General features: G+C 35.9%; 21 protein-coding genes and 1 pseudogene. 10 read left to right on the forward strand and 12 right to left on the reverse strand.

Features of this window, described 5'->3' with window-relative positions; translation table 11 throughout:
* Nucleotides 1–19: 19 nt before the first annotated feature.
* The 4 genes from BOQ64_RS02480 to BOQ64_RS02490 are packed head-to-tail and all read right to left on the reverse strand — an operon-like array spanning nt 20 to nt 5646.
* The gene (locus tag BOQ64_RS02480; RefSeq protein ID WP_228448091.1) at nt 20–1027 is read right to left on the reverse strand and encodes a hypothetical protein; all 1008 of its coding nucleotides are present in this window, start codon (nt 1025–1027) and stop codon (nt 20–22) included.
* Nucleotides 1021–1320: a hypothetical protein gene (locus BOQ64_RS23600; RefSeq protein ID WP_228448093.1), complete on the reverse strand. Its 300-nt coding sequence runs from the start codon at nt 1318–1320 to the stop codon at nt 1021–1023. Before BOQ64_RS23600 ends, BOQ64_RS02480 begins: the two co-directional genes overlap by 7 nt.
* A 37-nt stretch (nt 1321–1357) precedes the next feature.
* Nucleotides 1358–4645, reverse strand: a complete 3288-nt coding sequence (locus BOQ64_RS02485) for a TonB-dependent receptor (protein ID WP_129056318.1) — start codon at nt 4643–4645, stop codon at nt 1358–1360.
* 56 nt (nt 4646–4701) lie between these two features.
* Nucleotides 4702–5646 (reverse strand): FecR family protein, encoded by a 945-nt coding sequence (locus BOQ64_RS02490; RefSeq protein ID WP_228448095.1) that lies wholly within the window; start codon nt 5644–5646, stop codon nt 4702–4704.
* Nucleotides 5647–5888: 242 nt separating this feature from the next.
* On the opposite strand from BOQ64_RS02490, the gene BOQ64_RS02495 reads away from it, so the two are divergent.
* Nucleotides 5889–6515, forward strand: a complete 627-nt coding sequence (locus BOQ64_RS02495; RefSeq protein WP_129056314.1) for an RNA polymerase sigma factor — start codon at nt 5889–5891, stop codon at nt 6513–6515.
* A 27-nt stretch (nt 6516–6542) separates the two neighbouring features.
* Here BOQ64_RS02495 and hxpB read toward each other — a convergent pair whose 3' ends face one another.
* Both hxpB and BOQ64_RS02505 read right to left on the reverse strand, forming a co-directional pair.
* Nucleotides 6543–7184 carry a hexitol phosphatase HxpB gene (gene hxpB, locus BOQ64_RS02500; RefSeq protein ID WP_129056312.1) on the reverse strand — a complete coding sequence of 214 codons (642 nt, stop codon included), beginning with the start codon at nt 7182–7184 and terminating at the stop codon, nt 6543–6545.
* A 27-nt stretch (nt 7185–7211) separates the two neighbouring features.
* Nucleotides 7212–7832 (reverse strand): helix-turn-helix transcriptional regulator, encoded by a 621-nt coding sequence (locus BOQ64_RS02505; protein WP_129056310.1) that lies wholly within the window; start codon nt 7830–7832, stop codon nt 7212–7214.
* 192 nt (nt 7833–8024) lie between these two features.
* Here BOQ64_RS02505 and BOQ64_RS02510 point away from each other — a divergent pair, with 192 nt between their 5' ends.
* From BOQ64_RS02510 to BOQ64_RS02535, 6 genes are all read left to right on the forward strand, one after another.
* Nucleotides 8025–8651 carry a superoxide dismutase gene (locus BOQ64_RS02510; protein WP_129056308.1) on the forward strand — a complete coding sequence of 209 codons (627 nt, stop codon included), beginning with the start codon at nt 8025–8027 and terminating at the stop codon, nt 8649–8651.
* Between the two features lie 31 nt (nt 8652–8682).
* Nucleotides 8683–9183 (forward strand): DUF2480 family protein, encoded by a 501-nt coding sequence (locus BOQ64_RS02515; protein ID WP_129056306.1) that lies wholly within the window; start codon nt 8683–8685, stop codon nt 9181–9183.
* 6 nt (nt 9184–9189) lie between these two features.
* The gene (locus BOQ64_RS02520; protein WP_129056304.1) at nt 9190–9759 is read left to right on the forward strand and encodes an NADPH-dependent FMN reductase; all 570 of its coding nucleotides are present in this window, start codon (nt 9190–9192) and stop codon (nt 9757–9759) included.
* A gap of 1 nt (nt 9760) precedes the next feature.
* A complete protein-coding gene (locus tag BOQ64_RS02525; RefSeq protein WP_129056302.1) occupies nt 9761–10813 on the forward strand; it encodes an NAD(P)/FAD-dependent oxidoreductase in 1053 nt (350 codons plus the stop codon).
* 5 nt (nt 10814–10818) lie between these two features.
* Nucleotides 10819–11142: a 2Fe-2S iron-sulfur cluster-binding protein gene (locus BOQ64_RS02530; RefSeq protein ID WP_129056300.1), complete on the forward strand. Its 324-nt coding sequence runs from the start codon at nt 10819–10821 to the stop codon at nt 11140–11142.
* Nucleotides 11143–11278: 136 nt separating this feature from the next.
* Nucleotides 11279–11629, forward strand: a complete 351-nt coding sequence (locus BOQ64_RS02535) for a 4Fe-4S dicluster domain-containing protein (RefSeq protein ID WP_129056298.1) — start codon at nt 11279–11281, stop codon at nt 11627–11629.
* Nucleotides 11630–11790: 161 nt separating this feature from the next.
* On the opposite strand, the gene BOQ64_RS02540 is transcribed toward BOQ64_RS02535, so the two are convergent.
* The 4 genes from BOQ64_RS02540 to BOQ64_RS02555 form a co-directional block, all read right to left on the reverse strand.
* Entirely contained in the window at nt 11791–12726 is a 936-nt protein-coding gene (locus BOQ64_RS02540) for a ketopantoate reductase family protein (RefSeq protein WP_129056296.1), read from the reverse strand.
* Between the two features lie 252 nt (nt 12727–12978).
* Complete coding sequence (locus BOQ64_RS02545) at nt 12979–13950, reverse strand: DUF4238 domain-containing protein (RefSeq protein WP_129056295.1); 972 nt, start codon at nt 13948–13950, stop codon at nt 12979–12981.
* 226 nt (nt 13951–14176) lie between these two features.
* On the reverse strand, nt 14177–14755 hold the full coding sequence (locus BOQ64_RS02550) for a Crp/Fnr family transcriptional regulator (protein WP_129056293.1): 579 nt from the start codon (nt 14753–14755) through the stop codon (nt 14177–14179).
* A 204-nt stretch (nt 14756–14959) separates the two neighbouring features.
* Nucleotides 14960–15754 carry a class I SAM-dependent methyltransferase gene (locus BOQ64_RS02555; protein ID WP_129056291.1) on the reverse strand — a complete coding sequence of 265 codons (795 nt, stop codon included), beginning with the start codon at nt 15752–15754 and terminating at the stop codon, nt 14960–14962.
* Nucleotides 15755–15943: 189 nt separating this feature from the next.
* On the opposite strand from BOQ64_RS02555, the gene BOQ64_RS22970 reads away from it, so the two are divergent.
* Complete coding sequence (locus BOQ64_RS22970) at nt 15944–16120, forward strand: hypothetical protein (protein ID WP_164975728.1); 177 nt, start codon at nt 15944–15946, stop codon at nt 16118–16120.
* A gap of 30 nt (nt 16121–16150) precedes the next feature.
* Here BOQ64_RS22970 and BOQ64_RS02560 read toward each other — a convergent pair.
* Nucleotides 16151–17096: pseudogene (locus BOQ64_RS02560) on the reverse strand (NADP-dependent oxidoreductase).
* A gap of 244 nt (nt 17097–17340) precedes the next feature.
* Here BOQ64_RS02560 and BOQ64_RS02565 point away from each other — a divergent pair.
* Both BOQ64_RS02565 and BOQ64_RS02570 read left to right on the forward strand, forming a co-directional pair.
* Nucleotides 17341–18096: a helix-turn-helix domain-containing protein gene (locus BOQ64_RS02565; RefSeq protein WP_129056287.1), complete on the forward strand. Its 756-nt coding sequence runs from the start codon at nt 17341–17343 to the stop codon at nt 18094–18096.
* 25 nt (nt 18097–18121) lie between these two features.
* Nucleotides 18122–19288: an FAD-dependent oxidoreductase gene (locus BOQ64_RS02570; protein WP_129056285.1), complete on the forward strand. Its 1167-nt coding sequence runs from the start codon at nt 18122–18124 to the stop codon at nt 19286–19288.
* A gap of 1092 nt (nt 19289–20380) precedes the next feature.
* On the opposite strand, the gene BOQ64_RS02575 is transcribed toward BOQ64_RS02570, so the two are convergent.
* The gene (locus BOQ64_RS02575) at nt 20381–21775 is read right to left on the reverse strand and encodes a tetratricopeptide repeat protein (RefSeq protein WP_164975729.1); all 1395 of its coding nucleotides are present in this window, start codon (nt 21773–21775) and stop codon (nt 20381–20383) included.
* Nucleotides 21776–21808: the final 33 nt, after the last annotated feature.

Here is a 21808-nt window from a genome sequence, read left to right on the forward strand (position 1 = left end):
CCGGTTTTATATCAATTACTTATTCTACAATGGCGAAATTATATTTTGTCCAGCTTCCCTGAAATCCACCACAGTTTCTTGGAGATACATTCCAGCTTCCTTCGTTATAGAATGGCTGGTTCATTCCCCATAATGCGGCTGTACTTCCCGTCATAAGATTAGCTGTTGGAATGCCTGCCGTACCAACCCCTGTAACTGATGTTCCAAAACCATGTACAAGGATTGAGCTCAGGTTAGAAGCTGAAGAAAGTTCAGAACCTGATCCCTCCACCCGGATTCCTGTAGGATAACCTGTAACCAGTGCATTATTTAAAGTCAGTTTACCGTGTCTCCTGATATGGATACCGTTTTCATAAACAAGCCCCTGTCCTGTTGCTCCATTTCTTGCACCGACGATAGTAATGTTGTTGATCTTAGGATGTGTAATTAAATGGGTTGCTGTACCTGTTGAAATATTGTCTAACTCAATCCCATTAGAATCAAAATTTACACCGCTTGTAGCATGATATGAATTATAATCAGCTAAGGAAAGAGCACAAGTAATAGTTCCCGTATATCCATTATCAAAATCAAAATTATCATCTTCAGGAGCAAAAGAAACCAGATTGGTAGGATTCACCGTACCGCCAAAGAACTCAAAAGAATCATCCAAGCTGTAAGACACCTGAATATGATCCAAAGTAGTTCCGCTTCCAACTCCGCCTAACGTGAGACCATTAACTTCATTCCCTGAATTTGCTCCAGTAAAATCATATCCTGCAAATTCAATACGTACATATTTCATGATTCCCGCATTATGAGAAGGATTAGTTCCTCCGAAATAATGCTCTACACTTGGAGCGATGCCTTCAATAGAGGTTGTAAAAGGTACATTCGTAGGAGCATCTCCCAAAAGGATTACTCCTCCAAAATCTCCCGGAGAAGCTATTGTATCTTCATTTCCATCCAGAAGCTTATAACTTGTAAAAATAATAGGCTGAGATTCAGTACCTGCCGCATTGATCTTTCCTGTTTTTGTAATTACCAAACACCGGTAGCATCCCAATTGGCATTAGGTTTTGCTTTAATGTAAGTTCCCGGAAGGATTGTTAATGTTGCCCCATTTTTAACCCTGATCACCCCATTCATCTCAATAACACCACTCCAGGTTGTATTGGACGTAATATCTCCACTTACAGCAGTTACAGGAAGTTCAGAAACTGTAATATATTCTGCAGAAGTAGGCTTCATTTCGAAAGGTGCTGAAGAATCAGCTAAATCATCTTTCTGGCAAGCCGTAAGTGAAAATAATGCGATACCGATCAATTGTAATTTTTTCATTTCTTAGTTTCTTAGTTTTTATGATTTCAATAAGTAATTAAAATGTATAGCTGACACTTAACCCGAATATTCTTCCACTATAAGCACGGAATAAAACCTTATCAATGTCTTTATCATATTTATCGGTAGCACCGGGTACAAGTTCCTGCAGTTCACGGGCTGTCTTATCCCCTGTATTGTTTGTAAATCCTAAATAAGAGTTGAAGTTGTTGTAGTATTCCTTTACCCTATTGAAGATATTCCTCACATTCAGTTTCACTTCCAGATTCCTGTTTTTAAAGAATTTATAAGAGATCTGAGCATCTGCAACAGCATAAGGACGCTGAATTTCCTCTCCGTTATAAGAATATCCTACCGTTATGTACTGATCTCCTTTCGCATTATATAAAAAGCTGAATCCCAATCTTTCTCCATCATACATCAATCCTACATTATAAGCATAAGGAGTCTGTCCGTAAAGAGGTCTGTTTACTTCATAGCTCGGATCATCATCCCCGGTTTTGTACCGGTTTTTAAAAGCAACTACTTTTGTTGTATTGTAAGTAAAATTCCCATTGATAAAGAGCTTTTCAAATAACGATCCTCTGGCAATAAATCCCAGGTTTTTTCTTACCTCCACTTCTACTCCCTTCAGTTTTGCATTTTTTGAGTTTCCATTGTACAGATACAGGTTACCTTCACTGGAAATATGCCCTTCACGCTCAATAGGTCTGTCAATATCCTTGTAATACAATCCTGCAGAGAATATTTCACCCAATCCCGGAAACCATTCAAATTTAAAATCATAATTATTCACAGTAGATGATACCATGTGTGTATTGTAAATCTGTCCGTTGGCTATTGGGTCAAAATAAGGTAATCCTGTTCTCTCATTAAACTGAGGACGAATGGCAGTTTTGCTGTAAGCCAATCTCAGATTTATTTTATTGGTAGGGCTATACGTAAAATTGGCAGAAGGCATCCATTGCCATGGTTTATCCTCAACCCCAGTGGCAGGGAAATTATTGGCATCATTTTTAGATTCCATCTGCTGCGAAATCAGATTATACTGAAAATATTCGGCACGTAATCCCCACACTAATCTGAATTTATTTTTCCAACGGTTATCAAACATAATATACGCAGCATGCTGTTCCACTTCACCTTCATACTTACCATCATCCACATACAATGGTCTGGTCTCCCATCCAATACCTCCTGGTGCATAATGAGAACCGTCAAACCAATCGGCAAGTGATCCGTACATTTCCAAAATTTTCGGATTCGGGACGTTCCTGTTTCCATCCACTCTCAATAAAAATTTTTGCTGTTGATTTGTATTGGTTTTTGAAGCTCCTGCATATCCTGCCTTAATATCATTTTTAAAATTTCCTCTGTCAAAGCCCCATTTGAAAGAAGCTCCGTAATTGTAGTCTGTTTCTTTACTGGTAATATACCCTCTCGCAAAATCACTGGCAGAATTATTGACTTCGTGATAGTTCATTATTTCGCGCCCTATAAAACTATATAAGGTTTTATGCTGGGTATAATCCTTAGTGTCTGATGAAACTCCTGTTCTGGCTGCAAACCAGTTTACTTCTATATTTCCAAGCTTATGATTTCCTTCCAGTTTATTCTGCAAAAACATCTGGTAAACAGGATAAACGGTATTCTCCGTAAAAGGTTTTTCTAAAGATTGAATTTTTGACGGGTCATTATTTGGGATAATTCCATGATAAAAATAATTGTATGAAGCTTCTGCATCTGAACGGTTTCCACTTCCACTTGTATACTCATCCCAGCCTGTAATTCTTGTCAGTGTATTATCATAGATATGGGTATATGAATTACGTAATGAAATTCTGCTCTTTCCCAACTGTAGTCCAAAATTCAGCATTCCTGCTACGGTAGAATTATAATTATAGGAAGCTCCTTTATTCTTAAAATTATAAAAAGGCATTTTTCCGTTGGCATCAAAAACGAAATCTGTTGTATCAAGCCAGTTTCCTCTTCCTGTATGGTCTATATCCAGTTTGTTCTGTTCATTTCTGATAATAAATGCTCCGGCAAAACCCCATTTGTTATTATTTTTAAGAGCATATGTTCTTCCCAGTGCCAGCTGCAGATTAGATCCCATGTCCCCTCTCGTCTTATACGTTGTGAAATTATCATTCTTAAACTGACTGGACTGTTCAAAAAACATAGGATTATTCCAGTTCATAGCTTTAAGACCCTGTGGAAAATCTCTTGTTCCGTCATCGTACCCGAAATAATCATATTTTCCACGCTTGCGGGTCAGAAACTCTTTAAAAGCAGTCTGATCGTTATAAGAAGTTCCCATACTTACGGTTGTAAAATTTTCATTGGGAATATCTTTAGTTCTCACCTCTACAAAACCTCCTGCAAAGCTGGCATTCATATCCGGTGTTGCAGATTTACTTACGACAACACTTTCCACCATTGCTGTAGGAATAATATCGAAAGAGAAATTCTGGTTATAGGCCTCAGTACTCGGCAGGTTTATTCCATCCATCGCGGCAGTATTCCATCGTTCTCCCATAGACCTTACCACTACATATTTGTTATCTATCGTTGTAATTCCTGTTACCCTTTTTAAAGTTCCTCCTACGTCATTATCAGGAGTTTTGGAAATCTGTTCGGCTGAAATTCCGTCACTCATTTGGGCCGCTTTTTTCTGCTGGGCCAATAATCCTGCCTGAGTATCTGCCTTACGGGTTGCCGTAACCACCACTTCTTTAATGTCTGTAATTTTATCAGAAACTCTGTTCAGTGTAAATGAAACAGCATTGGTTTCTTTATTAATGACCGATAATTTTTCTACCCGAAGCGTATTATATTTGGGTGCTTTTACAGTCATATTATAAAGTCCCGAAGGAAGATCCAGAGAAAAGTCACCATTATTGTCTGTTACAACTGTTTTCCCTGCAATTTGAACCTCTGCCCCGGCAACAGGATTTCCAACTTCATCCACTATTTTTCCTGAGATCCGCCCGTTTCCCTGTACAGAAGCATTAGAGCTTTCGTATTTTATAGAAATAAGATCACCATGTAACCGAAATACTACAGGAAGTCCATTGGTAATATCTTTCAGGCAGCTACTAATCGTAGAATTTTCACATTTTATCCCTTTTACCTTCAGCTCTTTAATATCAAATTTTGAATAGGCCAGTCTCATACCTGTTTTTCCTGCAAATTCTTCCAAAACTTCAATTAAGGGTCTGCTTGCAGGAACAGAAAATGAAACTTTCTGAACCAATTCCTGTGCTTCTGCAGCAACAGTAAAAAATAAGGCTGCTATGGTAAAACCACATTTCAAACTTTTCATACGTAAGTGTTCTCTTTTAATTAAGATTATCTGATTATTTGTTTTTTTGACAGTTATTATTTCAGGATGAAGACATTATCTTTTTTCTGAACTTCAAATCCAAGAATGAAGGCTAATGCTTCAATATTTTCACCAACAGTTCCTCCTGTGAAATCTGCTGTAATCTTTTTATCTTCGGCTTCTTTCGGATAATGAATCTTTGTACTGTAATTGCCTTCCAGCACTGTAATCACTTCTTTTAAAGGAACATCGTTAAAACTTAAAGACAATAACTTAGGATGTTGTTTTCCCGAGACTCCATCAGGAGCAAAAGAAATAATAGCAGTTGTACGGGCAACGCCAAGATTTGTCCATTTCTGATTAGGTTTCAGATAAGACACTGGTACTCCGGCAGAAGATACCGCTACTTTTCCTTCGTAAAGATCTACCGCTTTTTTCTTCCCGGACTGGGAAACTTTAAATACAGTTCCCAATACTTTCGTACTGAAACCCTCTGCATGAACAATAAAAGGATGAATTTTCGATTTGGCTACAGAAAAAATAGCATCTCCTTTTAAATCTACCACTCTGGTAGAGGCAGGAAATGATTTCTCTACAGTAAGCTCCGCTCCCGGCAATAAGGTTACCACAGATCCGTCTTCAAGATGAACAGTTCTGTTTCCGGACACAGCCACATAAACATCCGGTTTAATGAATGTATGGTAAGTAAAAAATCCACCCAATGTTAAAAACAGAATAATGACCGCCGCTATTTTGTAGGCATTCTTCTGAAGGCTATTTCTATATCCTATTTTCTCATAAGGAATGAAATAATGTTCCAGACCAGCCAATACTCTTTCTTTAGATTCCTGCTGATGAGCTTCATTCAGATCTTTTTCTGCATGGGTCTTCCATTGCTTTAAAATTTCCATTTCTTTTTCAGAGATATTTTCCTCTGAAACTTCACGTGTCCAAAGTCTGAAAACAAAGGCCTCGATATTCTTATAATGTAAACGTTTCATAAAATGTTTCATAGTATTCACAGATACTTCTATCAATAAGACTATGAAAATGAGAAACTTCCCCAGCCCATTTTTAACATTCAGTTCATATTAAGATCGCCATTCAAAGATTTTTCAATCTATTTTACATTTATTAAACATTAAATTCACAATTAAGGGATATTCATCAGAAATATTTAACCTTACCATAATTAAAGTTCACAAAAAGTTCATTTTCCTTTAGGTAATTTTGTTGCAGTAATATGAGCCTAACAGATTCTACTTTATTAAAGAAAATAAAATCAGGTGACAGACCTGCATTTATGCTGATGTATGACCGGTACTGGGATAGCCTGTACCGCTTCGTTTTTGTGCGGACAAAGGATAAGGAAGTTTCTGAAGAACTGCTTCAGAACTTATGGATAAAGATTCTGGAAAATACGGAAATGATACAAACCGATGAATCCGGAAGTGCAAAAGGGTATCTGTTACGCCACCTCCACTACCGAATCCTGGACTATTACAATAGTTTTAAGAAAGCTCCTCCAACATTAAGCATTGATGAATTTGATATTCCTGCAGAAATAGACGCATCAGACGCTGAGTATTTTGAAATTCTTGAGGAAAATGAGATTTCAGCATTACTATCTCTGATTGATGAAGTTGTTTCACAATTTCCCACTACAGAACAGCAGGTATATGATATGAGGATCAGAAAAAATATGTCTGTTAATGAAACAGCAGAAGCTCTTGGGATAAGCAATAAGACTGTGAGTAATAAACTGAGTAAAGCATTGGGCGGAATCCGTGAACAGCTTAATCCCGAATATCAGTCTTCAAAAAAATTAATCTCCATTTTAATGCTCATGGAAATTCTCACAAAATATTAATTGTAAGGAAATAAATAGCCTACACCTTTAGAAGATGGGCAGCTGAACTGAGTCAAAATTCAATATTTTAAAATCAGCATGCTCAAAATCTGTATTTTCATCATTATTAGTGTAAACAATGGTTTTCATTCCGGCTGCTTTAGCTGCTTTTAACCCGGAATGGCTGTCTTCAATAGCAATACAATATTCAGGTGAAATTCCCAACTGTTGTGCAGAAGTTAAATATACAGCAGGATGAGGTTTTCCCTGTTCCTCAAATTCAGAAGAATGAACGGTATCAAAATAATCTCCAACCTGAAGCTTCGCAAGAACAGCATCTGCAACACGCAAAGGGGCATTGGTAGCCAGTCCTATTTTATATTCTTTATTTTTAAGATCCTTTATAAACTCCTGAATTCCGGACATGGCACAATCTTCAGACTGGATGAGTTCAATAACTCTGGAGACCACTTCCTGTTCCAAAGTAGGGACATCAAGGTTTTCCCAGGGAAATCGTCCATACCAGAACTCTGTAACCTGTTTTGTAGTCATATATTTCGTCTGTGCAGCCAGGTCATCTGTGATCTGAACTCCATAGGATGAAAAAACTTCCATTTCTGCTTGTGCCCAGAAGCCTTCAGAATCTACAAGAACCCCGTCCATATCAAAAATTACCGCTTTTAAAGCCATATCCAAGAATAAATTTAAATAATGAAATTAATGACTGATTTTATAGACACATCGCTGTCCTCCGGAAATAATATGGTCTACCCTTTCAACCGTATAATCATCTCCAATCAATGACTGAAAATTGGATAACTCTGCCCGGCAAAATCCCTGACATTCTGTAGCAGCTGCACAGATTGGGCAATGATTTTCGATCAGGAAATATTCTTTTCCTTCTTTTTTCCATTCTGCCATATAGCCCTCTTTGCTTCTGACTTCTGCAAGAGCTTCCAGACGCTGTTCTAAGGTTTTGGTTTTGGAAAGAGCCTTTTCGTAACGGTCATAAGTATTCTTTTCCCGGTCTGTAATTAATAAATCCAAGGCATTTTCCCCTAAAAGATTTTTTACAGATTGCAACAACTGAACTGTTACTTCTGCATGAGTATCTGGAAACTGAGCCAGCCCTTTATCTGTAAGGGTATAATAAGTAGAGGGCCTTCCTACTCCTTCACTTTTCATTGTCGGTTCAATCAATCCGGCTTCTGCCAAATTCAGCAAATGCTTTCTCGCTCCCTCTTTCGTGATGGATAATTCTTTAGCAATCAGAAGTGAAGTAGCTTCCCCTCTCATCTTTAAAAACATAAGAATACGATCTGCTGCCGGCTTCTTCATTTGACAATATTTTAGTTGTTTTATTTTTCAACAACAAAGATAGTCATTTTCTATAATCTTTAAAAACAAATAGCAAACATATGAATTACAGTTCATTACAATAAATCCCTTCTCAATTAATAAAACAACTAAAAAGTTGTTTTATTAAAATATATTTCTACCTTTGTCCCAACATTAATAAAAATAAATGCAATGAAACCATTTACACTACCTCAGTTGTCCTATGCGTATGATGCTCTGGAACCATTTATAGATAACAATACAATGACTATTCACCACCAGCGTCACCATCAGGCTTATGTAGATAATCTGAATGCCGCACTGGAACAAACCAATGAAACCAACCCGGATCTTGATTCTTTATTACAGAGAATCAGCGAATACAGCCCGGCAGTGAGAAATAATGGCGGTGGGCACTTCAATCATTCTTTATTCTGGGAAATTCTTTCTCCACAACCTAAATTAACTCCCGCAGGAAAATTGAATGAAGCTATTATCTCCACATTTGGAAGCCTTGAAGAACTTAAAGCTGAAATAAAGAAGGCTGGCCTTGGGCAATTCGGATCCGGATGGGTTTGGTTGTACGTAAAATTCAATGGTTCTCTTGCAGTAAGCTCTACGCCTAACCAGGACAATCCAATGATGGATATTCTTCCCGTGAACAGAGGTTTTCCTATTCTTGGAATAGATGTTTGGGAACATGCCTATTATCTGGCTTATCAGAATAAAAGAGCAGATTATCTGGATTCTTTCTGGTCTGTATTAGACTGGACTTCTGTAGAGAAAAAATATGAAGAAGCTCTTTCCAAAATAAGATAATACACAATATTTCAGTATAAAAATTTAAGCAATGGATACTCAGGTTTTCGTCAATAAAGCAGCTGCTTCAGGCATTATAGCTTTTGACTTTTTAGATTATAAGCCCACTACAGAAATTGTAGAATTGGATATTAAAGATCATCTTTTTATGGGAATGATTGTCAAGGAAAAGGAATTTAAAGAGTCAATTTCAGCAGTAGATTATTCTGTGTATCAAAACAAAGCAGTCGGAATTATTTGTTCTACTGATGCTATTATTCCGCCCTGGGCTTATATGCTTCTCATGGAAAAATTATCACCTTATGCTGTGTATGTAGATTTAAACAATGCCGAAACAGTGTTACTCGATCTTTGGAAACGCCGCCTGATCTATGCAGATTTAAAACATTTTAAAGATCAGAAAGTAGTTGTCAGGGCAAGTACTTCCCATGATCCGGCTCTTTATGTCTTAGCAACTGAGCTTTTAAAACCATTGGTAAAAAGCCTGATGTATGGTGAAATAGGACTGCCAAAAGTAATTTTCAAAAAATAAAACAAAATGAAAGCAATCATATTCAACGGATCTCTGGAAAGAAGAACAGAATCCACTTCCGGATTGATTTCTGCCCATATATCAGAACAACTGGAAGCGCTTGGAATCCGTACTGATATTTTTACCCTCGCAGAATCAGGAATTCCTTTGTTTGATGTGACTCTAACCAAAACTCCTCTTGCTGTGGAAAGAATGACTCAGATGTTTCAGGATGCAGATTTTCATTTCTGGCTGGCTCCACTCTACCACGGAAGCATTCCGGGAGTGATGAAAAACTGTCTGGATTGGCTGGAAGTAACAGCAAGTTATTATGAGCCTTATCTTACAGACAAAACCATAGGACTGGTATGCTGGGCAGATGGTTTACAGGCTATGCAGGGAATTAATGCAATGGATGCTATTGCCAAATCATTACGAGCATGGCCACTGCCTTTCAGTGTTCCGATTCTCAGAACCTCTTTATTTGACAGCGAGAATCCAAAACAGATTTCAACATTCTATACCGGCAAGCTTGATAAGCTTATCAGTATTGCCACCACAAAGAAAATAGAAAAAACGATAATAAATCAATCATAACATGATAGAAACAGATATACTGATCATTGGTGCCGGCCCTGCAGGGTTATTTACGGTTTTTGAAGCCGGCCTTCTCAAAATGCGTTGTCATATCATTGATGCATTGCCACAGATGGGAGGCCAGTTATCAGAATTATATCCTAAGAAACCTATATTTGACATTCCCGGATTCCCAAGTGTGCTGGCTGGTGAACTGGTTGATAATCTGCATGAACAGATCAAACAGTTTAAACCTGGATTTACCCTTAATGAAACAGCTGTACATCTTCTGAAACTGGAAGAAAACCTATTTGAAGTCATTACAGATAAAGGAACAAGACATAGAGCCAAAGCAGTGGTCATTGCTGGTGGCCTCGGAAGTTTTGAACCTAAAAAACCACCTATTGAAAATATTTCGCTGTATGAAGATCGCGGCGTGAACTACTTTATCAAACGACCTGAAGATTATGCAGGAAAACGTGTTGTTATTGCCGGAGGTGGTGATTCTGCACTGGACTGGACGGTACATTTAGCAGAAATAGCTTCATCATTAACTTTAATTCACAGACGAAATGAATTCAGAGGTGCTTTGGATTCGGTGGAAAAAGTGAAAAAATTAAAACATGAAGGTAAAATTAATCTGATCACTCCTGCAGAAGTTATCGGAATTAAAGGAGAAGGTTCATTACAAGAAATTGTAGTGGAAAAAGAAGGTGCTATTCAAACTATTGAAACCGATTATTTCATTCCTTTATTTGGATTGGTTCCTAAATTAGGACCATTAACAGATTGGGGACTGGAACTGGAAAAAAATGCCATTAAAGTGGACAACAGTACAGATTTTCAAACCAATATTGATGGTGTGTATGCTGTAGGAGATATCAACACCTACCCTTTTAAAATGAAACTGATCTTATGTGGATTCCATGAAGCGGCCATTGCCTGCCAGAGCATTTATCAGCGACTGAATCCCAATAAAAAGTTTGTTCTGAAATATACTACAGTAAGCGGTATTGAAGGTTTCGACGGAACCAAAAAACAGGCAGAAAAGCAAGTAGTAGCAACGATTGACTAATAACCATGAAAGATGAAATTACAATCACAGTGACAGATCAGAGCGGTATTCAGCATACCCTGATCTGCCCACTGGAGATGGGACTTACCTTAAAAGATATCTGTAAAGCTTACGAATTACCTATGGAAGCCATGTGTGGTGGAATGGCCATGTGTGCCACCTGCCATTGCTATATTCTGACTGGAGCGGCCTCATTGTCTGAGAAGAATGATGTGGAAGAGGCCCTTCTTTCGGAACTCTTTACTTCCAAGGAAACCAGCAGGTTAGCATGCCAAATCTATCTGACAGCCCAAATGGATGGACTTTCCATAGAAATTGCAGCAGATTAACAGATTCAAGATAAAGTTTGCACAGTTTATGATGTAATAAATTGTTAGAACTGTTTTAATTAAGTTTAGTAGGGATTTCTAAAACAGTACCATGTTGAAGAAATCCCTTTTTCAGAACATTTTAAAAATAAAGACTATGGCTATTAAAATAACAGATGACTGCATCAATTGTGGTGCCTGTGAGCCTGAATGCCCTAATTCAGCCATTTACGAGGGAGCCATCGACTGGCGTTGGCAGGATAAAACAACACTTTCCGGGCATATCACCTTCCCGGATGGTAGTGAAGCAGATGCCGGAACCTATAATCAGGCTGTTTCTGATGAGGTGTATTATATTGTATCAGGAAAATGTACGGAATGTAAAGGGTTTCATGAAGAACCTCAATGTAAGGCTGTATGTCCTGTAGACTGCTGTATTGATGATCCGGATCATCGCGAAACGGAAGAAGTTTTGCTTGATCGGCAGAAGTTTATGCACGGAGCTTAATTCATTCAAAACTATAAAATGCTATAGTTATTCTGTTTTTCAAAATGAATTACATAAGCACATCATTTTTAATAGTGTTGCTAAATTTTTATTCAATCAATAGAGGCGGGTTTTAACCCGCCTTTTTATGATATTATGATTCAACCGGCTTTAGCCAAAACCTATTTCCCCAGAATTTCATTATAGATCTTTTGCGTGAAAGGAGTATCAATATGAACATCCTTCCCATATTTTAAAACAGCTCCCGCAAACAATTCCAGTTCATTCTCTTTTTTACCGGAATGAATATCCAACTGTAAAGATGTTGGCGTTTCAAAAGGAAATGTAGATGCTTTTTCAAAGGTTTTCTCAATAATATCTTCAACAAGTTGAATATCTTTTTTATCTGCAATCTTTTTTATTTCCTTCATAATTTCCGTTGCTTCTTGTTTCTGCTTTTCATCAGTACATACAGTTCCAATGGATGAATTATGCTTGGCTGTTACCAGTCCAAAACTTGCAATAAAGATAAACTTAGTCCAGATATCGGTTATAGAATTGTCCTTAAAATCAAAATCAATTTTGCTTTCCTGAAGAAGATCTGTTACCCAGGCAATATCACTGGAAAAATGTTCAGGATCTCTTCCTACAATCATCTTTCCTGCTTTTCCTTTATGTTCTACCGTTCCCCTTTCTTTAATATGGGAAGCCACATAAATACAGGTTGGTAAAATAACATGATCCGGGATTATTTTTCGGATTCTGTCATAAATATTTGCTCCGTTCATCATAGGAAGCAAAATTGTATCTTTAGTAATTACCTCTTTCAGCTGCCTGCAAACATTCTCCAGATCATATTCTTTTACACAGATGAATACAAGATCAGGATTTTTAATATCACTGATATTCTGTTCTATTGCGTTAGGATGTGTACGGTCATTAGGATGTTCCGGTGAAAGTAAAACCAATCCGTTTTCCTTTACTTTATCATAAGTTTCTCCTCTCGCGACAAAGGAAACGGTATATTTTCCGGAAGCCTCATTCACCTGATTGATCTTAAAACCAAAATAACCACCTACTCCGCCCAATCCAACAATGACAATATGTTTTTTGTTCATGAAATTATTTTTAGCAAAGATGGCGGACAAATTTCAATCTATCACTTGACAAATGAAAAGAAATAATAGTTTGGAGGCTAAGATTAGAAGAGGGAGGCTGGAAGCTGGGAGTTATCTTAGGTTGAAAAACAACGAACACTTCATTTTTATTAATTTTTAATAAGATTGTCTAGTCGAAGTTAAAGTATATACAGCCACAAGAAAAGCTAACTTATGATAACGAATGAGCATTAAATTGATTCTATTTACCTCTTAATAAACATTAATTTTAGGCTTAATTGGAAAATAATCTATACCATTATTTAACTCAACAAATTTCTTAATAATCTCAAAATTATTAGATGCTGAATAAACCTCATAATTCGAGAAGCAATATTGGTGTAGATTATATTCTCTCAATTTTTTTTCATTCAAAAATTGAATAGTATTATGTAAATCTTTTTGCTCTGAAAAATATTCTTCGTCCAAAATAGTTAAAATCAGGTTTTTATTAATAGGAAATATTATCTCAACACCTTTCTTTCCAAAACCTTCAAAGAAAGAGGCTTGTTTATTAAGGTGAGGTTTCAATAGGATGGGATTATCAGAGGTTACTACATTATTATTTGTGTAGTAGAAAATCCATATCTTTTTAACTAATTGATTTTGTATATCATATCGCCATTCATTATCCAATATAAAATTTGAATGCAATGCAGATGAATAATCTTCATCAAATTCTAAGTTTAATTTATTTTCATTTTTGAATTTAGAATTAGCCATTAAAAGAAAAGATCTTATAATGTCAGTTCTTTTTAAATACATTTCCTTATGAAATTGCCAATATTTTTCAATAAAATTAGGATGACGTATGTATTGTATTGCAATTAATTCAGCAAAATTATCTAATTCAATATCATCTAATACATTATTGTAAATATTTCTCTTATCCCAATTATGACATAATTCACCTATTTTTTGAAGTAAATTACTTAGAACAGGTTCGAAACAATTTGCAAATATTTCTGTTTCTATGAATTTGTTTTTACCTTTAAATTCTTCGAGTAAAAATTTATCATCAATATCATAAAACCTCTTTTCACCAGCAATATTAGATATTGACTGAGGAAACACTTTACTATTATTGTCTTTCCTATAAACAAAAAGTCCTTTATCATCTATAGTGAAATTTTTCAAATAGCATTCAGGAATATAGTGCTGATATATGTGAGTTTCTTTTTCCATCTGATTTTTTAAATAAAATTAAAGTTTATACTTCTATTAATTCAAATGAATTCTGAATTATACTTCTAATTAACAAAAATAGAACAGATTCAAAATGATACTATTTGTATTTTTTAGTTATTTGATATAAACGAATATATCATTATCTATATCAAATAATTAAAAAACTTCCAGAAATCATTAGACTGACAGTAACTTCCAGCCTCCATCTTCCCGCTTCCAAACACTATTTATTAATATCTCTTCGGATTCTGCTCAGTGAACTGTCTTTGATACCAAGATAGGAAGCAATAACCTTTAATGGAACATACTGAAAAATATCAGGATCTTTTTTCATCAGATTGGAATAACGGGTTGAAGCTTTCTGACTGGCCATTTCTATAAGTCTGTCGTGGATATTGTGATAATTCAGGACAAAAAGAAGCCTGCTGAACTCCCGAAATTCTGGAATATTGTGAAAATTATACTGTACGTTTTCTAATCCGGTTTCCCAAAATGTACAATCTGTAACAGCCTGATAGATTTCTTTGGTGGGCTGCTGTCTGAAAAAGGATAAAAAATCATTCACAAAGCAAGGAGCAGCAAAAATATTAGTGGTAATTTCCTCATTGTCTTCATTCAACAAATAAGAACGGACATACCCCTTTTCAAGGAAATAAGTCTTTGTACTGATCGTATTTTGATCCAACAGGATATCATTAGCCTTTAAATCAAATGATTTGAAGGTTTCCGTAATTTTTTCAACTACTTCATCTTTAATACTGAACAGCGAATGAAAATAATTATTGATTGATGATTTATCCATTGGAAATTACAACACAGTCTATTTAGGCTGGCTAAAATAGGGATATTTCTGTTAATTTTGGGGAAATATAACTTGAAGATCAAATGAGGAACCACCCCGTCAAAAATTCTTCGAATTTTTGACACCCCTCCAGAGGAGGGGAATGATTACATCTTCAATTGTAAAATCAGTAGTAATAGAAGTTTAAATCTTTTATAACATTTATTACCTCAATTTAACAGCTTTTGTAGCCATAAAAGTCGGCAGAAATTTATCAATTAAGAACCTTGGATACGGCTGCATCTCTTCTGTAAAATCTTCAATAAAAAATCCTGCTTTCAATTGTCCGCCAATCAGGTCTGCAAGCGTATGCCCAAATACCAATGCTTCCTGATTTTCTATTTTTCGGGTAATCTGTTCCTGATTCAGGTCTCTGATATCTGCATAAGGCAAGGTGTATTTAGGTCTCATAATCCCTTCTGCCATATCCTGCGGGCTACGTTCTGCCACAAAAACAACCGGATTGAAAAAACTGGCCAATAAAGAACCTCCTTTTTTCAATACTCTGTAAGCTTCTCTCCATACAGGGTTTACATCTTCTACATAGTGATTGGATATAGGATGAAAAACGATATCAAAAGATTCATCTTCAAATACACGGAGATCTCTCATATCTCCCTGAACTGTTTTCAGAGATAATCCATCACGGTCTGCTACCCTTTCATCCTGTTTCAACTGTTCTTCCGAAATATCAAAAACAACAACTTCTGCCCCTGCTGCAGCCAGTACCGGAGCCTGCTGTCCCCCAGCTGATGCCAGGCACAGAATTTTTTTCCCTTTTACCTCACCCAGCCATGCTTTGTTCAATGGTTTTGGCGTAAGGTGTACTTCCCATTTCCCTTCTTTTGCTTCATTAATTAATTCCGGACTTACCGCCTGAGACCACTCATTCTGTTCTAATGCCTGTTTGTTCCAGGCTGACTCATTGTGGTGTAAAAAGTCAATTCTTTCTTCTTGCATATCAATTATTCTTTTTCATTGGCATCATAAAACATTTATAATGCGTTACATCATTCAAATATATGACCTTTGTTACCAGTCAGTATGAGAAATGCTATCTATTTTCGTGAAAACCAACGGAGTATTGTAACTTATTATGTTATTGTAACAAAGTCAGAACATTTACTACTAACTGAGAAACAGACTGCTATGAAAAAATTATGGAATGATCTTAAAAAGATAAAAACAGATGAGCTCCTCCCATTTTTGATTGAAAAATCTAAAAAAAATCCAAGTTTTGGAATTGTTTTGATTGCCATTACTGCATTAGCTATATTTACTGCAGGGAAAAGTTTTGGGAGATTCTTATATCTTCTCCTTAATTAAGAACAGTTTTCTATAGAGTACTTTTGGCATTTACAGCTCAACCACCACTTTTCCAATAGTACGCCCTGTTTCGATCTGATCATGGGCTTTTGCTATTTCATTAAAAGCAAACACATGAGAAATGTGGGGCTTTATAATTCCTTTTTCTAATAAGGAAGCAATTTTCTGCATATCTCTACCACTGGAATAGACAGACATAAAATAACAGGCATGCAGGTTCTTTTCATGAGCTAATCTTTCATCCTCCGATGTATGCCCTGAAGGCAAGGCTACAATAGTCCCATAAGGTTTAAACCTGAACAGATTTCTGAAAATTTTCACCGCCAACAGCTTCCAGAACAAAATCAATATCATGAAGTATATCTTCAAAATGATCCACTTTATAATCAATATGCTGATCCGCTCCCAATCCCATTACAAAATCCCGGTTAGCTTCTGAAGACGTAGCAATAACATAAGCTCCAATATGTTTTGCCATCTGTACTGCAAAATGTCCAACACCTCCTGCTGCAGCATGAATAAGTATTTTATCTGTTGATCTAAGCTTACCATAACTGTCAAAAGCCTGCCAGGCAGTTAATGCGGCCAAAGTACTGGCTGCCGCTTCAATATGAGTAATATTTTCAGGTTTAACGGCTAAATGTTCTGCCGGAACTGCTACATATTCTGCATAGGCCTTTCCATGCCCTGCAAGATTAACCATCCCAAAGACCTCATCTCCGATCTTTAATGAAGCCACCTCACTTCCGGTTTCAACAGCCACTCCTGAAATATCCCAACCTAAAATTAAAGGATCATATTGTGCCAGGATTTCTGCTAACGGGGCTTTCCGGCTACGTACTTTAACATCCACAGGATTAATACTGATGGCTTTTACCTTAACAAGAACTTCATTATTTTTAATGATCGGTTTTTCAATTTTTTCTTCAATGAGGAATTCTGTTCCGCCAAACTGTTTTAAAACGATTGCTTTCATGATTTTTTATATTACATCTGCAAAAATAGACTGATTTAAAGTTCAAAAACAGGTACATTTCGCACATATTCAGGTATATATTAAAGATAAATGTTATCGTTATATAAAATTTTGAACTCATAATAAAAATGGTTCTATATAAAAACTTATGACTATTACTCAACTTAATTCTCAAGAATAATTTGTCTGAAATTAGGTATATCTTTGTAATTTAATTTATTAAAAAACACCACACCTTTTTACTATGGATCATGATTTCCACTTTCACTTCATTGAACCGGAACAGAGTATTGCAGATTATGTAGAAAATCTGAGTACCTTTCATAACCGTTCTGATCAAGCAAAAGAGGTGGTTATTATTCCGGATGGCAGAGTTGATCTGTTTTTTATACAATCTCCTTCTGAACCTTTTCATGTGGCTCTTATCGGATTGGAAACCTATCCGGAACAAAGACAGATTCCTCCGAATACTCAGGCTTTTGTTGTAAGCTTTAAACCTATTGCTGTTGAATACATTTTAAATACAACCATAGCTGATGTGTTGAATACAGCAAAGGCACTTCCCCATGATTTCTGGGGATTTGAAAGTGAGGATTTACAGGATTTTGAACATTGCTGTACCAAAGCAAGCCAAAAAATAAAGGATTTAATTCCTCAGAAAACAGACGAGAGAAAGCATCAGCTTTTTGAGTTGATCTATGCTTCAAAAGGAGAAATGAGTGTGAAAGAGCTTTCAGAAAAAGTGGGTTGGAACAGCAGACAGATCAACCGTTATTTCACAAAACAATTGGGTTTATCTCTGAAAGCTTACTCTACTATTTTGCGCTTCAGAGCTTCTTTGGAACATATTGCACAGGGTAAACTGTTTCCGGAACTTAATTATACGGACCAGAATCATTTTATTAAAGAAGTGAAAAAATTTTCAGGGGTTGCTCCTAAAGAATTATCAAAAAATAAAAACGACCGATTTATACTATTGTCAGTGTTGAAAGGGCTGTAATTTTGTCCTGTAAAATTTAAATACAATGCTTACAGACAATATATCAATAGCCATCATAGGTGGCGGTCCTGCCGGATTAACACTGGCCAGACTTTTACAGCTTAAAAATGCCAATGTAAAAGTATACGAAAGAGATTTTAATAAAGAAGCACGTGTACAGGGCTCACCTCTTGATATGCACGAAGATTCCGGGCTGGCAGCCATACGGAAAGCTGAGTTATTAGATGAATTTAAAAAGGTATACCGCCCCGGAGCTGATAAAACGCTCATCATGAATGAAAAGGCAGAAATACTGTTCAGCGATCATGATACTAAACCTGAAGAAGATTTCGGAGCTGAGCATTTCCGTCCCGAAATAGACAGAGGACCTTTGAGAAATATGCTGCTGGAATCCCTACATCCGGACACCGTAGTATGGGATAGCCATTTTATCTCTATGGAACCTCAAAATGAGGGTTGGGTGCTCCATTTTAAAAACGGAACATCGGCTTATGCAGACCTTGTGATTGCTGCAGATGGAGCCAACTCCAAAATCCGTCCTTACTTAACAGATAACAAACCGATCTATTCGGGGGTTATTATGCTTGAAGGAGTTACCTCTAAAGAGCATGCTCCTACTGTCAGTGCACTGATTAACGGTGGGAAAATAATGGCCTTTGGAAACTCCAAAAATATCCTGATGGGTCAGAAAGGCAATGGGGATCTTGGTTTTTATGCAAGCTTTAAAGCTGATGAACACTGGCCGACAAATTCCGGACTGGATTTCTCTGATACTACAGCTGTTCTTCAATGGTTTAAGAAAGAATATTCGGAATGGAGTGAAATATGGCAAGAACTTTTTGAAAATGCTTCCATCCCTTTCATTCCCCGTCTTATTTATGCTATGCCACTGAATCAGACTTGGGAAACAAAGTCTAATTTAACATTAATGGGTGATGCTGCTCATGTTATGCCGCCTTTTGCCGGAGAAGGAGCCAATATGGCGATGCTTGATGCACTGGAACTTAGTGAACATTTAACAGACAGCCGTTACAATACTTTGCAGGAAGCTATTTCTCAGTATGAAATCAATATGCGGAAACGGGCTGCAGCTGCCACTAAAGAATCTCTTGAGAACGGGGAACGTATGCACTCTGAAACTGCTTTAGAAACAATGCTTTCTTTCTTTAGCGGTCATACTTCTGTTTCATAATACATTTATTTTAATTCTTGTTCATGAAAAATGGCTGCCTCATTTTGAGACAGCCTTTTTTCCCTCTAAAAAATAAATATTTCTTCTCTCCTTTTAAGATTCTGATTTTGGAGATTCATTTGCGTTTTTTGGATTCATGTATTTTGTGTTTTTTTATTCTTATAATGCTATTATTTTAAGGCTTTATCTTATTACTATAATATACACCAGGCTAAACAAAACAGAGATTCCAGCCAATAGACAGTATCGTGAAAACCGAAATACTTCAATACTAAAGAAACATTGCTTTATCAGCCAACATTTCAGGATACAACCATCCTGAATTATCAGATCTTTCTACTGTCATTTGTGTTTAAGATAAATATGATTAAAAAATGTATTCAGTGAATGCTCCTAATAGTTTGAGGCCCAAACAGCTGTCTGCAGTATTGAGACAACTGCCGTTCCCCAACTAAATAAATACTTTTGATCTCCGGCGGATTCCTAATATCGGGAACCCCTCCTTCTGTATTTTTATTCCTTAATTAACATTGTATCGTAAATGTTTTTATCATCTTTGATCGTAATCATCTACATTCTTTATTAACAAAGAAATCAAATTCTTCAATATTTCAATCCCATCAAAAAAAATATTAACAAATCTATATTTTAAATTGAAAAAAATAAAAAAATCACCTACTACACTCATACAACACCTAATTAACGCAATGATTAACAGCTGATTAAATATTAACCAAAGAAAATAATCAATAGTAACTGAAATTAGAATATATAAAGAAAAGTAAAGGAATTATACAGAGAGGCTTCTTACTTATCGCTAAGTATATTATCTATACAAGAATATATGTAATATAGATTTACTGAGTGTATACGAATCAGCATCCAAAATGAAATAAAAACATAATATACTAATTTACAGCAAATTGAATTCAAACATTTTAACTGTAGTATTCGTGTAGTAGACCTATTTTTTCTTATTTAATTAAAAATTTTCATATTTGAACTCAAGACCACTAAGAAAATTCAGGTGGCGAAAAAAACATTTCGAAACACTGTCTGACATCATGAATCAGGCAGTTTTTTTGCTTTAATTTAAAGCATCAAAAAATGATAGATATCTGTCTCTGTTGGAATATTAAGCTTTTTCCGGATTCTGTATTTTTTCTGCTGGATAGTTCTGTGCTGAACTTCAGTATAGTTGGCAATCTCTTTTGAACTAAAATGCAGTTTCAGCATAGCACAGAATATCAATTCTGAATTTTCAAGACTGGGATTAATGGCTAAAAGCTGGTCTATATATCCAGGGTATACTTCCTTAAAAGAGGATAGAAACCTGGGATCATTTGTCCTCGCCATTTCAATGATTTCTTCCTGTCTGTTATCATTAATTTTATTTTTCAGATCCTCAGCCTCAGACTTCAAATCCGCCTTTCTTTTTCTGAGTGTATTAATAATTCTCCATGCATATATTGCCAATAATGAGAACCCAGCAAATGACAGAAAAATAACCCATTGGATCTTACTCTTATGTTTTTCTGTATCTGTTTTTGTTTCTGTAATAAAGGATTCCATATCCTGATTAATGGTAGATAATAAGGAAGTATTGGTTTTATTATAAGCTTCAGTATAAGCCTTGAGATAGAAATAGGCTTTTTCTTTCTCACCTTTATTCTCATAAACTACCCGTAAGTCGTTATATATAAATTTGAGATAGTAAGCGTAGATTCCTTTTATTTTAAGATTTATTCTCAGAGCTTTCTTCAATACTTCTTCTGCTTTATCATATTGTTTATCTGCAATATAATATTCTCCCATAATGGTATTGGTATATAATGCTACTCCATCTTCTTTTCCGTTCTTTAGTGCTTTGTTGTAGGCAAGTGTTATATATTTATAAGTAGAGTCTTTATTTTTATGCATATATATATAATCACTTATGGCACAATCTGCCATTCCGCTATCATCTACTGTTCTGGCCTTGTTAAAGAAAATCAAGGCTTTATCCGGCTGTTTTTTACCTACTAAATAGGTTGCCTGTCTAAGGTAAATATTAAAAAGTATATTTCGTTTAAGTTCAGACTCTCCGGCAGCCTGGATGAATTCTAGTGCTTTGCTATTATATTCTATAGCTTTATCACGCCGTCTCATTTCACTGCTCAAACGACTGTAAATATTATAAAACCGAGCTAGGTGAATATTATTTTTGGAGTCTTTTAAAATATTTTCTGCTGCGTTTAAAAAGAACTGAGATTTCTGATAGTTTTCCAATGAAATATTAAGTTCTGCCAAATTAACATAGCAAAGTGCCTTTCCTTCTTCATATCTCTTATTCTCAGCAATTCTATAATATTTTTTGTTAAGGATCACCAAGGAATCATACTCTCCAGCCATTCGGAGTTCCTCGTTTTGTTTCATTAAAGGAAAATCAAAACTCTTTTCATATTTCTTGGATTCCGGACTGCAGGAAATCAGGATAATAAGTAACATAAAAAATAAAATACGGACCATAATACTTTTTCC

This window comes from Chryseobacterium sp. CH25 (assembly GCF_004119455.1).
GTDB lineage: Bacteria > Bacteroidota > Bacteroidia > Flavobacteriales > Weeksellaceae > Chryseobacterium.

Coding starts and splice junctions, on each gene's coding strand:
- BOQ64_RS23600 (WP_228448093.1), bottom strand. CDS start 1,320: ATGAAAAAATTACAATTGATCGGTATCGCATTATTTTCACTTACGGCT.
- BOQ64_RS02485 (WP_129056318.1), bottom strand. CDS start 4,645: ATGAAAAGTTTGAAATGTGGTTTTACCATAGCAGCCTTATTTTTTACT.
- BOQ64_RS02490 (WP_228448095.1), bottom strand. CDS start 5,646: ATGAAACGTTTACATTATAAGAATATCGAGGCCTTTGTTTTCAGACTT.
- BOQ64_RS02495 (WP_129056314.1), top strand. CDS start 5,889: ATGAGCCTAACAGATTCTACTTTATTAAAGAAAATAAAATCAGGTGAC.
- hxpB (WP_129056312.1), bottom strand. CDS start 7,184: ATGGCTTTAAAAGCGGTAATTTTTGATATGGACGGGGTTCTTGTAGAT.
- BOQ64_RS02505 (WP_129056310.1), bottom strand. CDS start 7,832: ATGAAGAAGCCGGCAGCAGATCGTATTCTTATGTTTTTAAAGATGAGA.
- BOQ64_RS02510 (WP_129056308.1), top strand. CDS start 8,025: ATGAAACCATTTACACTACCTCAGTTGTCCTATGCGTATGATGCTCTG.
- BOQ64_RS02515 (WP_129056306.1), top strand. CDS start 8,683: ATGGATACTCAGGTTTTCGTCAATAAAGCAGCTGCTTCAGGCATTATA.
- BOQ64_RS02520 (WP_129056304.1), top strand. CDS start 9,190: ATGAAAGCAATCATATTCAACGGATCTCTGGAAAGAAGAACAGAATCC.
- BOQ64_RS02525 (WP_129056302.1), top strand. CDS start 9,761: ATGATAGAAACAGATATACTGATCATTGGTGCCGGCCCTGCAGGGTTA.
- BOQ64_RS02530 (WP_129056300.1), top strand. CDS start 10,819: ATGAAAGATGAAATTACAATCACAGTGACAGATCAGAGCGGTATTCAG.
- BOQ64_RS02535 (WP_129056298.1), top strand. CDS start 11,279: ATGGCTATTAAAATAACAGATGACTGCATCAATTGTGGTGCCTGTGAG.
- BOQ64_RS02540 (WP_129056296.1), bottom strand. CDS start 12,726: ATGAACAAAAAACATATTGTCATTGTTGGATTGGGCGGAGTAGGTGGT.
- BOQ64_RS02545 (WP_129056295.1), bottom strand. CDS start 13,950: ATGGAAAAAGAAACTCACATATATCAGCACTATATTCCTGAATGCTAT.
- BOQ64_RS02550 (WP_129056293.1), bottom strand. CDS start 14,755: ATGGATAAATCATCAATCAATAATTATTTTCATTCGCTGTTCAGTATT.
- BOQ64_RS02555 (WP_129056291.1), bottom strand. CDS start 15,754: ATGCAAGAAGAAAGAATTGACTTTTTACACCACAATGAGTCAGCCTGG.
- BOQ64_RS22970 (WP_164975728.1), top strand. CDS start 15,944: ATGAAAAAATTATGGAATGATCTTAAAAAGATAAAAACAGATGAGCTC.
- BOQ64_RS02565 (WP_129056287.1), top strand. CDS start 17,341: ATGGATCATGATTTCCACTTTCACTTCATTGAACCGGAACAGAGTATT.
- BOQ64_RS02570 (WP_129056285.1), top strand. CDS start 18,122: ATGCTTACAGACAATATATCAATAGCCATCATAGGTGGCGGTCCTGCC.
- BOQ64_RS02575 (WP_164975729.1), bottom strand. CDS start 21,775: ATGTTACTTATTATCCTGATTTCCTGCAGTCCGGAATCCAAGAAATAT.